This is a genomic window from Variovorax sp. SRS16 (assembly GCF_901827165.1).
Classification (GTDB): domain Bacteria; phylum Pseudomonadota; class Gammaproteobacteria; order Burkholderiales; family Burkholderiaceae_C; genus Variovorax.
Map to the genome: position 1 here is coordinate 3,911,719 of NZ_LR594666.1, position 13,285 is coordinate 3,925,003.

14 protein-coding genes are annotated in these 13,285 nt (G+C 68.1%); 2 read left to right on the top strand and 12 right to left on the bottom strand.

Going from position 1 to position 13,285, the window contains the following annotated elements; genetic code table 11:
• Nucleotides 1–97 precede the first annotated feature (97 nt).
• Genes E5P2_RS18960 through E5P2_RS18980 form a run of 5 tightly spaced genes read right to left on the bottom strand, consistent with a single transcriptional unit; the run spans nt 98 to nt 6,148 of the window.
• On the bottom strand, nt 98–1,399 hold the full coding sequence (locus E5P2_RS18960; RefSeq protein ID WP_162568640.1) for a four-carbon acid sugar kinase family protein: 1,302 nt from the start codon (nt 1,397–1,399) through the stop codon (nt 98–100).
• A gap of 1 nt (nt 1,400) precedes the next feature.
• A complete protein-coding gene (locus tag E5P2_RS18965) occupies nt 1,401–2,675 on the bottom strand; it encodes a ribulose-bisphosphate carboxylase large subunit family protein (protein ID WP_162568641.1) in 1,275 nt (424 codons plus the stop codon).
• Nucleotides 2,672–3,211 (bottom strand): VOC family protein, encoded by a 540-nt coding sequence (locus E5P2_RS18970; protein WP_162568642.1) that lies wholly within the window; start codon nt 3,209–3,211, stop codon nt 2,672–2,674. Before E5P2_RS18970 ends, E5P2_RS18965 begins: the two co-directional genes overlap by 4 nt.
• A 26-nt stretch (nt 3,212–3,237) precedes the next feature.
• Nucleotides 3,238–5,124, bottom strand: coding sequence for a TRAP transporter large permease (locus tag E5P2_RS18975; RefSeq protein WP_162568643.1), 1,887 nt, complete (start codon nt 5,122–5,124; stop codon nt 3,238–3,240).
• A 4-nt stretch (nt 5,125–5,128) separates the two neighbouring features.
• On the bottom strand, nt 5,129–6,148 hold the full coding sequence (locus tag E5P2_RS18980) for a TRAP transporter substrate-binding protein (RefSeq protein ID WP_162568644.1): 1,020 nt from the start codon (nt 6,146–6,148) through the stop codon (nt 5,129–5,131).
• A 113-nt stretch (nt 6,149–6,261) separates the two neighbouring features.
• Here E5P2_RS18980 and E5P2_RS18985 point away from each other — a divergent pair, with 113 nt between their 5' ends.
• Complete coding sequence (locus tag E5P2_RS18985) at nt 6,262–7,323, top strand: LacI family DNA-binding transcriptional regulator (protein ID WP_162568645.1); 1,062 nt, start codon at nt 6,262–6,264, stop codon at nt 7,321–7,323.
• A 34-nt stretch (nt 7,324–7,357) separates the two neighbouring features.
• On the opposite strand, the gene E5P2_RS18990 is transcribed toward E5P2_RS18985, so the two are convergent.
• Nucleotides 7,358–7,672, bottom strand: coding sequence for an NIPSNAP family protein (locus tag E5P2_RS18990; RefSeq protein ID WP_162568646.1), 315 nt, complete (start codon nt 7,670–7,672; stop codon nt 7,358–7,360).
• 119 nt (nt 7,673–7,791) lie between these two features.
• Entirely contained in the window at nt 7,792–8,790 is a 999-nt protein-coding gene (locus tag E5P2_RS18995; RefSeq protein WP_162568647.1) for a Bug family tripartite tricarboxylate transporter substrate binding protein, read from the bottom strand.
• Nucleotides 8,791–8,909: 119 nt separating this feature from the next.
• Here E5P2_RS18995 and E5P2_RS19000 point away from each other — a divergent pair, with 119 nt between their 5' ends.
• Nucleotides 8,910–9,815 carry a LysR family transcriptional regulator gene (locus tag E5P2_RS19000; protein ID WP_162568648.1) on the top strand — a complete coding sequence of 302 codons (906 nt, stop codon included), beginning with the start codon at nt 8,910–8,912 and terminating at the stop codon, nt 9,813–9,815.
• Nucleotides 9,816–9,824: 9 nt separating this feature from the next.
• On the opposite strand, the gene E5P2_RS19005 is transcribed toward E5P2_RS19000, so the two are convergent.
• From E5P2_RS19005 to E5P2_RS19025, 5 genes are read right to left on the bottom strand one after another with little or no spacing between them, the layout of a single operon-like run.
• Complete coding sequence (locus tag E5P2_RS19005; protein ID WP_162568649.1) at nt 9,825–10,298, bottom strand: MaoC family dehydratase; 474 nt, start codon at nt 10,296–10,298, stop codon at nt 9,825–9,827.
• Between the two features lie 10 nt (nt 10,299–10,308).
• Nucleotides 10,309–11,544: a CaiB/BaiF CoA transferase family protein gene (locus tag E5P2_RS19010; protein WP_162568650.1), complete on the bottom strand. Its 1,236-nt coding sequence runs from the start codon at nt 11,542–11,544 to the stop codon at nt 10,309–10,311.
• A 1-nt stretch (nt 11,545) separates the two neighbouring features.
• Entirely contained in the window at nt 11,546–12,373 is an 828-nt protein-coding gene (locus tag E5P2_RS19015) for an SDR family NAD(P)-dependent oxidoreductase (protein ID WP_162568651.1), read from the bottom strand.
• Nucleotides 12,374–12,405: 32 nt separating this feature from the next.
• The gene (locus tag E5P2_RS19020) at nt 12,406–12,828 is read right to left on the bottom strand and encodes a MaoC/PaaZ C-terminal domain-containing protein (protein ID WP_162568652.1); all 423 of its coding nucleotides are present in this window, start codon (nt 12,826–12,828) and stop codon (nt 12,406–12,408) included.
• Between the two features lie 15 nt (nt 12,829–12,843).
• Entirely contained in the window at nt 12,844–13,284 is a 441-nt protein-coding gene (locus E5P2_RS19025) for a MaoC family dehydratase N-terminal domain-containing protein (RefSeq protein ID WP_162568653.1), read from the bottom strand.
• Between the last annotated feature and the right edge of the window lies 1 nt (nt 13,285).

Sequence of the window (13,285 nt, forward strand, 5' to 3'; positions counted from 1 at the left end):
GTGTTGTCTTTTTCCTTGCTTTTCGACAGGCCCGGAAGAGCCATGCGGCGGGCCAATCCACGGTGGATCCATGCGCGGCGGGCCATTGGCCCTGGGGTCAGGCAGTGCCGTGGACCAGCCGCTCGAACACGTCAGCCGAACCCATCTGCCCGCCCTTGAGCATGATCTCCATGCCGTCGAGCGCCGGCACGTCGCTGTGCAACCGGCACAGGCCGGTGCCGGGCCCCAGCGCAGCGAGGTACGACAGCCCCCAGGCATCGAGCGCCTGTACGGCATGGCTCGAGGTGTCGCCGCCGGCGACGCCGACACGCGCAAGCGGCGCCAGCGCCAGCACGCGGGCCAGCAGGTCGCCGCCGGCGCGCGCGAGTCCACGCGCGTCCACGGGCGCGTCGCCGGCCGAGGAAGTGCCCGGCCGGCGCGTGCACGCGAGCACGTTCTTTCCCGCGGCGAGCAGCTCGGCGATCCGCCCGGCCATGACCGCGCGCTGCGCCGCATCCGGCTGCGCGAGCTGCGCCGGATCGAGCCACACGGTGTCGTACGAGTGCGCGGCAACGATCTGCCGCTCGGTCACGGGCGACAGGCTGCCGGCCAGCACCAGCACCGGTCCGCGCGCCGGCGCGATCGTGGCGGCCGCCGGCGGACGCGCGCGCAACTGGCCCGCGATCGCCTGCACCACGCTGCTCGGGCCGACCGTGAGCAAGGAATCCTCGAGCGCACGCGGCCAGAGAAGCGCCCCGATGGATGCGAGTTGCGCGTCGTCCGTCACATCGAACAGCACCGCTTCGGGCCGGCCCGCAAGCAATGCTTCGAGATCCTCGCGCAATGCGCCGGGCGTCTTGCCATAGGCCGTATACGGCAACGAGCGCACACCCGTCAGCCCCTGCAGCGCAAGATGGCGCCGCAGATCGGACTCGTGCATCGGCGTGACCGGATGACGGCTCATCGTCGGATGGCGATCGATGCGAAACACCTCGCCGCCCGCGCCGGCCGCAGCGAACAGATGGCCGAACACGCAGAAGCGCTCGATGCCGGGCTGCCCGCCGACGATCGCGGCCCACGGCTGCGACACCGCGGCGCGCAGCACATCGACGGCGACGCCGATGCTGCCGACGGCCGGTGCGCTGTCGAAGGTCGAGCAGGTCTTGTAGTGCAGCACGCGCGCGCCGAGCGTCTCGAACAGCTTCGCGATCGGCGCCAGCTCGGCGCGCATCTCGGCGGGATTCATCGCACGCGCGGCCCCCGCGATGCCGACGCAATCGAGCGGCCCCGCGCGTTCGAGCCGCGCCGCGTCGGGCGGCCTCAGGAACAGCAGCGTGCGCAGGCCGGCGCGCGCAGCCGTGCCGAGCGTGTCGGTCGCGCCGGTGAAATCGTCGCCGTAGTAGAGGATCGCCGGGGCCAATTCATGCCCGCCCGAAGAACGCCAACGCGCGTGCAAGCTCCGGCGCCTCGCGTGCCCGGTCCGCCAGCGCGACGCCGTCGCGCGCCGCGGCCCAGGCCTGGCGGATGCTGGCGACGCCCGCTGCCGCGCCACCGGGATGCGCGAGGATCCCGCCACCCGACATGAAGAGCAGGTCGTCGCTGCCGATCGCGGTCCAGGTGGCAGGCACGGTGCCGGCCCATTGGCCTGACGAGAAGGCCGGCATCACGGCATCGTCGCCCCCCTCGCACAAGGGCGCGAGGCAATCGCGCGCCGATTCGATCACCTCGCTGTCGGGCTGCGCGAACTTGCCCTGCAGTCCGTGCACGTGCATGTGATCGACGCCGGCCAGCCGCCACAGCGTTTGATACGCCTGGAACGAGATGCCGAGCAGCGGATGCCGCGACAGCGCGCCGTAACCGTTGCGATGGCCGTGCAGCGCCAGCGCGGTATGACGACGCAGCGTCTGGATGGCCGAGAAGCCGCACCAGTTCAGGCTCGCCATCACGCAGTCGCCGCCTTCGCGCTCGACGAGGTCGGCATGGCGGCGCATGGCATCGGTCTCGTCCGTGATGTTGAACGCGACCATCACGTTGCGGCCGGTGCGCTCGCGGTGTTCGCGCACCACCGCCATCACGGCCGGCACGCGCTCGGCGAGCGGCGCATGGTCGGGGTCGGCGCAGACTTCGTCGTCCTTGATGAAGTCGACGCCGGCGGCGCAGAGTCGGCCGACCAGCGCCGCTGTCTCGGCTGCCGACAATCCGACATTGGGCTTGACGATGGTGCCGACCAGCGCGCCCTGCGCGACGCCGATCGCGCGCCGCGTCCCCGCGACACCGACGCGCGGCAGCTCGAAGCGCGCGCGGTACGAGGCCGGCAGCTGCATCGATTCGAGCCGCAGTCCCGTGACTTCACCGAGATCGTAGAGATTGCCCGCGACGGTGGCTGCCAGCGTCGGCAGGTTGGCGCCGATGTTGGCGACCGGGAACGAGATGTCGATCTGCGCGCGCCGCCACGGGCCGCCCCTGCCCTTGCGTTCGAGGAAGGCGTTGGGCAGCGACGGCACTGGCGCGGCTTCGCGCTCGACCACCGACTCGACCACCGCGCGCGCGCGTTCGCGCAGCGCATCGGTCTCGCCTTCGACGCGAACGAAGGTGCCGCTCGACTGCTCGCCCGCCATGACTTCGGCGACCGCGGCCGGATCGAGCGGCGTCTCGATCAGGTACCGCGCCCGCAAGCGCTCGGATGGCGCGTTCACAGCCGGCTCAGATCGGGAAAGGGCCGCACCGGATCGGCGCCGTCCCAGCCTTCGGAAGACTGGCGGATCAGATCGAACATCCGGCCCTTCGGCCCCGCGACCTCCGACAGCTCGATCACGGTGCCCGGGTGGTATTCGGTGTCGAAGTAGACGAAGCGTCCGCGCTCGCCGACCTCGCCGCTCATCACCGGCTGGAAGCCTTGTCGCAACAGGCGTTCCAGGTCGGCGTCGTAGTTCGAAGTCCAGTAGGCGACATGCTGCAGCCCCGTGCGCCCGGCCTGCTGGAAGTCGCGGTACATCGAAGGCACATCGTTGCGCGTCTGGATCAGCTCCACCTGCACGAAGCCCGAGTTGGCCAGCGCGACCGAGTTGTGCGGCGCATGTTCCTCGCCGCGGTAGCGGTAGTTCACGATCGGCACCTTCGGGTTGTAGAACCACGGGCCGACGCCGAGCGTGCGGCTCCAATAATCCATCGCGGCCTCGATGTCGGGCACGACATAGCCCAGCTGGCGGATCTCGCCAAAGAATCGGCTCATGAAAAACTCCGGTTGAAAAGAGGGGCTCAGGTCTTGAGGAAACCGATCGAGAACCAGGGAATCGCAGCGACCAGCACGAGGCCGACGAGCAGCGCCAGCATGTAGCCCCAGATCGGCCCGATGCCCTCGGCCGGCTCGACCTTGCTGACCGCGCAGGCGCCGTAGTAGCCGACACCGAAGGGCGGCGCGAACAGGCCGATGCCCATCGCGAAGATCACCACCATCGCGTAGTGCACCTCGTTCACGCCGACCGCCTTGGCGATCGGGAACAGCAAGGGGCCGAACAACACGATCGCGGGAATGCCTTCGAGCACGCTGCCGAGCACGATGAAGGCGAGAACCGACACCGCGAGAAAGCCATAGGCGCCACCCGGCATCGACTTCATCCACTGCGCCAGATCCTGCGAGAAGCCGGACTGCGTGAGACCCCAGGCCATCGCCGTCGCGCAGCCGACGATGAAGATGATCGCGCCCGACAGCGAGGCCGTCTCGACCAGCATCGGCCTGAGGCGCCGCCAGTCGAACTGGCGATAGACCACGAGGCCGATCAATGCCGAATACACGATGCCGATGGTCGAGACCTCGGTCGCCGTCGCCACGCCCTCGACCACCGCCGCGCGGATCACGAAGGGCAGCAGCACCGCCGGCAGCGCGACGAACAGCAGCCGCCCGATGCGGCGCCATCCCTGCTTCTCGACGCCGCTCAGGTCCTCGTTGCGGTAGCGCCAGCGCACCACCAGGCACAGTGCGATGCCGAGCACCACCGCCGGCAGCAGCCCCCCGGTGAAGAGTGCGGCGATCGAGATGCCGGTCACCGAGCCGATGGTGATCAACACGATCGAAGGCGGAATGGTCTCGGTCTGCGCACCCGTTGCCGACAGCAGCGCGACGAGGTCGCCGGGCTTGGCGCCGCGCTTCACCATCTCGGGGAACAGCACCGGCGCGATGGCCGCCATGTCGGCCACCTTCGAGCCCGAGATGCCCGACACCAGGTACATCGCGCCGATCAGCACATACGACAGTCCGCCGCGCACATGCCCGAGCAGGCCGGCGAGGAACTGGATCATCGCGCGCGCCATGCCGGTCATCTCGATCAGCGCGCCGAGGAAGATGAACAGCGGCACCGCCAGCAGGATCAGGTGCGACATGCCTTCGTCCAGGCGCCCCACCATCACCAGCATCGGTGTGTGCGTGGTCAGCGCGAGATAGCCGAAGGTCGCCAGCGCGAACGAGAAGGCGATCGGCACGCCCGCGAACACCGTGGCCGCCACCACGAGCACGAAGAAGATCACGAGGTTGAGCTTGCCCAGCGGCGCGAGCAGCGGCCCCGCGAACCAGAACAGCGCGACCACCGCGGCCACGCCCAGCACCGAGACCGCGATCTGCCGCAGGCTGCAGACGCGCAGCAAGCGCAGCAGCGCCATCACGATCATCAGCCCGACGCCGATCGGAATCGCGGCCGCGCGCCACGCGTTGCTGATCTCCAGCGCCGGCGTGACGATGAAGGATTCCTCGGCCGCGTAGTCGATCGACGGCCAGATCACCAGCGCGAGAAAGGCCAGCGAAGCCGCGAGCGCGAAGGCATCGAGCATCGCGCGCGTCGAGGGCTGCACGCGATCGACCAGCGCCGTCATGCGCATGTGCTCGCCGCGCCGCAGCGCCACGGCAGCGCCCAGCATCGAGAGCCAGAGAAAGAGGATCGAGGCCAGCTCGTCGGACCACACCAGCGGCGCATGGAACAGATAGCGCGAGGTCACGCCGGCGAACAGCACGACGATCTCGACCAGCACCAGCAGCGCCGCGACCGATTCGACCGTCACGCCAAGCCAGTGGTCGGCGCGGCGCGCGAACGCGCTCAGCGCCGGCGCGGGCAGGCCGATCGGCGCGGCCTCGAAGGTGGAACCGTGGGCCATTGAATCAGGCCAGCTTCCCAACGGCGCCTTCGAGCAGCGTCCAGGCTTCGGCACCGAAGCGGCCCTTCCATTCGCCATAGAAGCCAGATTCGCGCAGCTTGGCGCGGAAGCTGTCCGCGGCCGGTCGATTGATCGCCAGCCCCTTCGCCTGCAGATCGCCGACCACCGACTCGTTGAGCTTCTTGATGTCCTCGCGCTGCTGCAGGCCGGCCTCGTTGATGGCGCGCGCGACGATGGTCTTCATCGCGTCGGGCAATGCGTCCCACGCACGGCCGTTGGCGACGAACCAGTAGCCGTCCCAGATGTGGTTGGTCATCGAGCCGTATTTCTGCACCTCGTAGAGCTTGGCCACCTGGATGATCGGCAGCGGGTTCTCCTGCGCATCGACGATCCTGGTCTGCAGCGCGGTGTAGACCTCGCTGAACTGCAGGCTGGTCGGCGCGGCGCCGAGGCCCTTGAACATCGAGATCGACAGCGGGCTCACCGGCACGCGGATCTTCAGGCCGTCCATGTCCTTGGCCGAATCGACCGCCGCCTTGCTGCTGGTGGTCTGGCGAAAGCCGTTGTCCCACATCTTCTCGAAGGCGTAGAGACGCGACTTGGCGATGGCGCCGCGCACGTGGGCGCCGAGCTTGCCGTCCATCGCGGCCCAGACCTGGTTGTAGTCGGAGAAGGCGAAGCCGACCGCGTTGATCGCGGCCACCGGCACCAGCGTCGCGATGACCAGCGCCGAGGGCGTGAAGAACTCGATGCCGCCGGAGCGCACCTGCGCCAGCATGTCGGTGTCGCCGCCGAGCTGGTTGTTGGGGAAGATCTTGATCTCGACGCGGCCGTTGCTCTCCTTCAGGATGCGGTCCGCGGCCTCTTGCGCACGCACGTTCAGCGGGTGCGAGAGCGGCAGGTTGTTGCCGTACTTGTACGAGAACTCGGCCGCGCGCGCGACGCTCGGCAGCGCCGTCACGATGCTTGCGGCGGGAAGGGCGGAAAGCGTGCGCAGTACGCTGCGACGGTTCATCGGCTGCATGTCTGTCTCCGTTGTGTTGATGATGCGATTTGATGCATCATTGCCTGAAAGCCAGCCAACGATAGGTACATCGCTTGTCATCGTCAAACCGGAAATTTGAGAGTTTTTGATAGATGCCGGCACGCCCTTCCCCGCCCTCTTCCGTCGATGCCAGCCGGGCCCGCATGGTCGACATCGCGCGTGCGGCGAAGGTGTCGACCGCCACCGTCGACCGCGTGCTCAACAAGCGCGCCCGCGTGCGCGACGCCACCGCGCACCGCGTGCTCAAGGCGGCCTCGGCGCTCGACTACCTGCCCGAGACCGGCCTCCTGGCCGCGCTCGCCCCCGAACCGCTGCGGCTGAGCTTCCTCTTGCCCGCGGGCACCAACCCCTTCCTGCGCATGCTGAGCGACATGGTCGGCTACTCGCAGGAGCACTGGGCGCCCTTCAACGTCAAGTGCCGCGCCGAGTTCATCGAGAGCTTCAACCCGCACGAACTCGCCGCCGCGCTGCTGCGCCGCGGCCGGCGCTGCGACGGCATCGCGATGATGGCGCTGGAACATCCGGCGGTGCGCGAAGCGGTCGCCACGCTCGCGGACCGCGGCGTGCCGGTGATCACGCTGATCTCCGATCTCGCGGATTCGCGCCGCGTGGCCTACATCGGGCTGGACAACCGTGCGGCCGGCCGCACCGCCGGCTACCTGATCGGGCGCTTCATGCGCGCACGCGCGGCCAAGGTCGCACTCATCGCCGGCAGCCTGAGCTACAGCGCGCACGAGGAGCGCGAGGCCGGCTTCCTGCACGTGATGGGCGAGATGTTCGAGCACCTGCAGGTGGTGGGCCTGCGCGAAGGCCACGACGACGCCGCGAAGAACTACCGCCAGACCTGCGCGCTGCTGGAGCAGCATCCCGCGCTCGGCGGCATCTACAACATCGGCGGCGCCTCCGATGGCGTGGCGCGCGCGCTCAAGGAGGCCGGACGCGAACACCAGGTGGTCTTCATCGGTCACGGCCTCACGCCCGACACGCGCGCACTCTTGATCGACGGCAGCATGGACGCGGTGATCACCCAGAGTCCGCAGATCACGCTGATGAACTGCGTGCGCATCTTCACCAACCTGCGCGACCGGCGCGAGGCGCTGGCGGGCGTCGAGAGCACGCGCAGCCAGGTGATCTTTCGCGAGAACCTGCCGTGAGCGATCGGCAGGCGGCCCCCTCGTACGGATGTCTCTACGACAGGGAAAGCTCGCGCATGAGGTTGCTGCGCACCCATGTGAACGCGCCGGACTGGACATTGTTCGCTTGCCAGCGCCGGAATTCGGGATCGGCTGACAACGGATCCGTGACCTTGGCGTACTCCGTCGCGTTCTCGAACTGCAGGGTCAGGACATAGTTGCCCAGTTCGCCTGCGGCCACGCTCCACAGCTGCGGGTTGCGCGCACCATGCTTCTTCCAGAGCGCCGCGCCCACCTTCACGGCTTCGATGACGGCCCCGAGATCGGCGCCGGGGTTGGGTCGCAGGACATATCGCGCTTCGTAGGCCATGGAAGTCTCCTTCGTCGCCGGCAGGCGCCCCCATTGGAGCACCTGAGCGCTGCTGGGGCAATCGACATTCGAAGCCAGCCGTGGAGACATGCCTGCGCGTCCCCGGTTGACGCGATCCTCTATTCAGGCTGCACGCCGGCCGCCTGTGCCACCTTGATCCAGTTGGGGATGTCGGCACGCAGGCGCGCCTCGAGTTGAGCCGGTGTCGATGACTGCAGTTGAACGCCGACGGCCGCGAACTGCTTCTGCAGATCCGGATCGGCCACCGCCTTGTTCACGGCTGCATTGAGTGCCTGCACGATGGAAGCCGGCGTCCCCGCAGGCACCAGCATGCATTGCCAGGTGGACATGGCGTAGCCAGGTACGCCTGCCTCGGCCACCGTGGGCAACTGCGGCAGCAGCGGTGAACGATTGCCGCCGGTGACGGCGAGTGCGCGGACCCGGCCATCCTTCACGTAGGGATAGGCCGTGTTGATGGCATCGAGCATGAAGTCGATCTGGCCGCCGAGCAGATCGACCATGGCAGGCGCCGTTCCCTTGTAAGGCACATGGACGGCGCTGGATCCCAGTTGCCGCAGCAGCACCTCCACGGCCAGATGGGTGATGTTGCCCCTTCCGCCCGATCCATAGCTCAGCTTGCCGGGATGGTCCTTCAGGTATTGCAGGAAGGAAGAGAGATCCGCGACCGGCAGGGAATTCCGCACCAGCAGGATCACGTTGATGTCCGCCGGCATGGCCACCGGCGCGAAGCCGGCCAGCGGGTCGTAGGGCAGCTTCCTGAACAGGGCCGGCATGATGGCCAGGCCCGAGGTCTGGTAGAGCACGGTGTAGCCATCCGGCGCTGCGCGGGCCACGTACTCGGTGCCGATATTGCCGCTCGCACCGACCCGGCTTTCCACGAACAGGGTCTGCCCCAGCGCCGTGCCGATGTGCGGCGCCAGTGTCCGCGCGACCACGTCGGTCGGGCCGCCGGGCGCGTGCGGCATGATCAGCTTGATGGGTTGCCTGTGCGGCCAGTCGCCCGTCCCGGATGCGTGGGCCATCGACAGCATGCCGTCGCCTGCCATGGCGCCCAGCGCTCCCACCGCGCCGATGAAGCCTCGTCTCGTTGTCTCCATGTCTCGATTCCTTGTGTTCCTGTGCGGCAATGCTAGGAACGAGCGCGGCCTCGTGGAAATACTATCTTTGTGTCGCGGCATACGCTACAGGTATTGCGCCTGCGGGAGAATGGCCGCCCATGGAGCTTCGCCAACTTCGTCAGGCCCTGGTTCTCGCCGAGACGCTCAATTTCACACGTGCCGCGGAGCGCCTGCACATGGCGCAGCCGCCGCTTTCCACGTCCATCCGCAAGCTGGAAGAGGAGCTCGGCGTCACGCTGTTCGAGCGGCTGCCCACGGGACTGAAGATCACGCACGAGGGCGAGGCCGTGCTTCGCCAGGCAAGGCGCGCGCTGTTCTTCGTGGAAGAGGTCCGGCGCGCCGCCCGGGCGGGCGAAGCGGGCGAGCAGGGGCTGCTTCGCATCGGCTTCACGGGCTCGGCCACCTACGTGCTGATGCCGAACCTGATCCGGGCCTTTCGCGCGGCCTATCCCCGGGTGGAGCTCATGATCGACGAGGCCACCACCTCCGAGCTGCTGCGCCGGCTGGAGCAGCAGACGCTGGACGTAGCGCTGGTGGCGTTCCCCGTGATGGAGCCCACCACCTGCGACATCGCCCCGCTGGTCGAAGGACGGATGATGCTGGCGGTCGGCCCGGAGTCGCGTTTGGCCGCCCGCACCGAGGTGACGCTGGCAGAGATTGCCGACCAGCCTTTCATCATCCATTCGCGCACCCTGGCGCCGAACATGCACACCATGACGATGGACGCGTTCCGCACCGCCGGCGTTCAACCGCGCATCGTGCAGGAGGCCGCGCAGGTCCACACCATCCTGCGCCTGGTGGAAAGCGGCATGGGCGTGGGGCTCGTGGCCGACTTCGTCGCCCGCTATGCGGGCGGGGGCGTCAAGCTCCTGCCCGTGACGGACGCGGCCACCCAGTTGCGCATGGGACTGGCCCTCGCCATGCTGCCCGAGGCCTGCACCGCGATCGCACGCAACTTCGCGGCACTGGCGCACAGCATGTATCCGGAGCGCACCGGCGCCTGACGGCCCGGCTCACGCGGCCCGCATGCGCATCAGCCGCAAGGGCTCGTAGACCAGGACCGTTTCGCCGCGCTGGTTCACGACGTCATTGCGGGTTCGCACCAGGCCGCGTCCGGGCTTGGAACTGGTGCGCCGCTCGATGACCTCGCATTGCACGTGGAGGGTGTCGCCCACCCGCGTGGGCGCCTTGATGTCCAGCGTGGTGCCGAGGAAGGCCAGGCCGGCGGCCTGCAGCGAGGGCATCATCAGCCCCTCGGCAAAGCTGTACACCAGCGCTGCCGGCACCACCCTGCCCTGGATCGCCATCCCGGGCCTGTCTCCCGCGACGGTGAACAGTTCCTCGTTGAGCCAACTCAGGTTGACGAATTGCACCAGGTCGGCCTCCGTCACGGTTCGCCGGCGCGAACGCATCCAGCCACCTTCGACGAGGTCGTCCCACCACGGCCCTGTTTCCAATGAAATGACTTTGCTCGAAGACGGCTCCATGCGGTGCTCCCTAGTCTTGCCGGGGCAGGGACATCGCACCCGCCGTCACCAGCGCATCGATCTCCTGCGCGCCATAGCCCGCTTCCGCCAGCACTTCCCGGCCATGCTCCCCGGCACGCGGCGCATGCCGCGTCAGGCGCGGCTGCGACTTGGACCAACTCGACGGAATGCCGATGGACCGCATGCGGCCTTCGGTGGGATGGTCGACCGTCTGCAGGAAGCCCACCGCCTTGAGGTGGGGATCGTCCATCAGCGAATCGATGCTGTGCATCGGCATCACCGGGACATCCGCCGCCTCGAGGCATTCGCGCCACTGCGCCGTCGTGCGCGTCAGCATGATCTCGGCCAGCAGGCTGTAGAGCTCGCGGATGTGCTCGGTGCGTTTTTCCAGGCTGCTGAATCGCGGGTCCGTTTCCAGCAGCTCCGGCCGCCCCACGACCCGGAAGAAGATCTCCCACTGCTTGTCGCTGTAAGGGAGCACGCAAAGGTAGCCGTCGCGGGTCGCGTAGGGGCGCCGGTACTCGTTGAGTACCCGCGCGTAGCCCGTGGGCCCGAGCGGCGGATCGAAGGTCTCGCCGCACATGTGGTCCGACAGCGTGAACTGCGCCATCGTCTCGAACATCGGCACCTCGACGGACTGGCCTTCGCCCGTGCGCTCACGCCAGTACAGCGCGGCCGTGACCGCGTTGACCGCCGCCAGGCCGCAGATGCGGTCGGCCAACGGACTGGGCGCGTAGCGCGGCCGGTCGGCGCCGGCCAGCACCGACAAGGCGGGAATGCCCACCGCGCCCTGGATCAGGTCGTCGTAGGCCGGCTTGGCCGCATAGGGGCCGCGCTGGCCGTAGCCGTAGGTGCCGACGTAGATGATGCGGGGGTTCACGGCCGCCAGGTCTTCGTAGGAGAGCGACAGGCGCGCCATCGCCTGCGGCCGCACGTTGTAGATGAGCACGTCGGCGTCGGCGGCCAGGCGCAGCAGCGCCTCGCGGCCCGCGGGGTGCTTCAGGTCCAGCACCACGCTGCGCTTGCTGCGGTTGGCATGCAGGAAGATGGCGGCCATGCCGGGGTTGCGCCGCGGTCCGACACCGCGCACGCCATCACCGCCGCCGGGTGGCTCCACCTTGATCACGTCCGCCCCGTAGTCACCCAGGATCTGCGTCGCGAAGGGGCCCATGAGCACCGTGGTCAGGTCGATCACGCGGACGCCCGCGAGCGGGCCCGATGCGCCTTGTTCCTTGTCGTCTTGCATTTCAGATTTCCGTCAGGCCGCCCGAGCACATCAGCGTCTGGCCGCTGACGTAGTCGGATTCGGGCAGGCAAAGAAGGTACACGGCGCCGGCCGCATCCTCCGGCGAGCCGGCGTGGCCCAGCGGAATGGTGCGCTCCATCGAAGCCAGAAGATCCGGGTTGACGCCGACCTTGATGTCCCGCCCGTCGATGTGGGCCGTGGCACCGTCGGCTGCATGCGTCAGGCGCGTCTGGATCAGGCCGAAGGCCACCGCGTTCACCGTCACGCCCATGCGGCCCCACTCCTTGGCCAGCGTCTGCGTCATGCCGAGAATGCCGGCCTTGGCCGTCGCGTAGTTGACCTGACCGGCATTGCCGAAGAGGCCTGCCACCGAGGAGATGTTGACGACCTTGCGCACCACGCGCCGGCCTGCCTCGGCATCCGCTCTGGCCAGCTCCCTGATGAAAGGCTGCGCGGCACGCAGGATGCGGAAAGGCGCCGTCAGATGGCAATCGATCATGGCGTACCACTGTTCGTCCGTCATTTTCTGGATGACGCTGTCCCAGGTGTAGCCGGCGTTGTTGACGATGATGTCGATGGCGCCGTAGCGGCTCTTCGCGGTGCCGACGAAGCGTTCGGCGAAATCAGCGTCAGTGACGCTGCCGGCGCACACCGCGGCATCGCCGCCGGCGGCACGGATCTCCGCCGCCGTCTCTTCCGCCGGTTGCGCATCCAGGTCGTTGACCACGACCCGCGCGCCGTGCGCAGCCAGCTTGCGTGCGATGGCCCGCCCGATGCCGCGCCCGGACCCCGTCACGAGGGCGACCTTGTCTTGAAGTGTGGGATACATGGTTCTGGTCTTGTCTTGAAAAAGCGTGTTCATCAGGGCAGCGCGACCACCGCCATGCCGGCGATCGTCACTTGCCCGTGCTGGTTGGTGCTGGAGATCAGGAGGCGCACGCGGCGCTCGCCGTGTTCCTCCAGCTTCTCGACCACGCGTGCGCTGCAGCGAACGGCGTGCCCGAGTTGCGTGATGCTTTGAAAGCGGACTTCGACATGGCGCAGCTGCGATGGCGGCACGCAGGCCGTCAGCAGACGCCCGAGCCAGGCCATGCCCAGCATGCCGTGGGCAAAGACATCGGGCAGCCCGGCACGGCGCGCAAAGTCGATGTCGATGTGCACGCGGTTGTGATCCCCGGATGCGCCGGCGAACAGGGCGAGCATGGTCCTGTCCACCGGGGGCAATACCAGTGCGGGCCATTCATCGTCAACCTGCACGCCATCGAAAGTGACCGGCGAATTCATTTCAGGCCTCTTCTTTCAATGCCGGCACACCAGCACGCTGCGAAGCTCGGCGACCCGTTCGCCCTGCGGGCCGAGCACCTTCGAATGCTTGACGCAGAACTCCAGCGCCCCGCCCTTGCGGTCGAAGATGTCTTCCACATGCGAATGGACGGTGACGGTGTCTCCCGCGCACGCCAGCTGGTGATAGGTGAATGCCTGTTCGCCATGCAGCAGCTTCTCGACCGGCAGGCCGATCCGCCGGCACAGCTGCATGGTGGCGCCGGAGTCCATCTCGGCGGCGAACAGGAAGGTCGGCGGCGCGGGCAGGTCGCGATACCCGGCAGCGCGCGCAGCCGCCAGATCGATGTAGACCGGACTGGTTTCGCCGATGGCCTTGGCGAAGAAAAGCAGCCGGGCACGATCGATCGTGAGCTGCGAAGGCGGCAACGCGTGCCCGATGAACTTTCGATCGAGCATG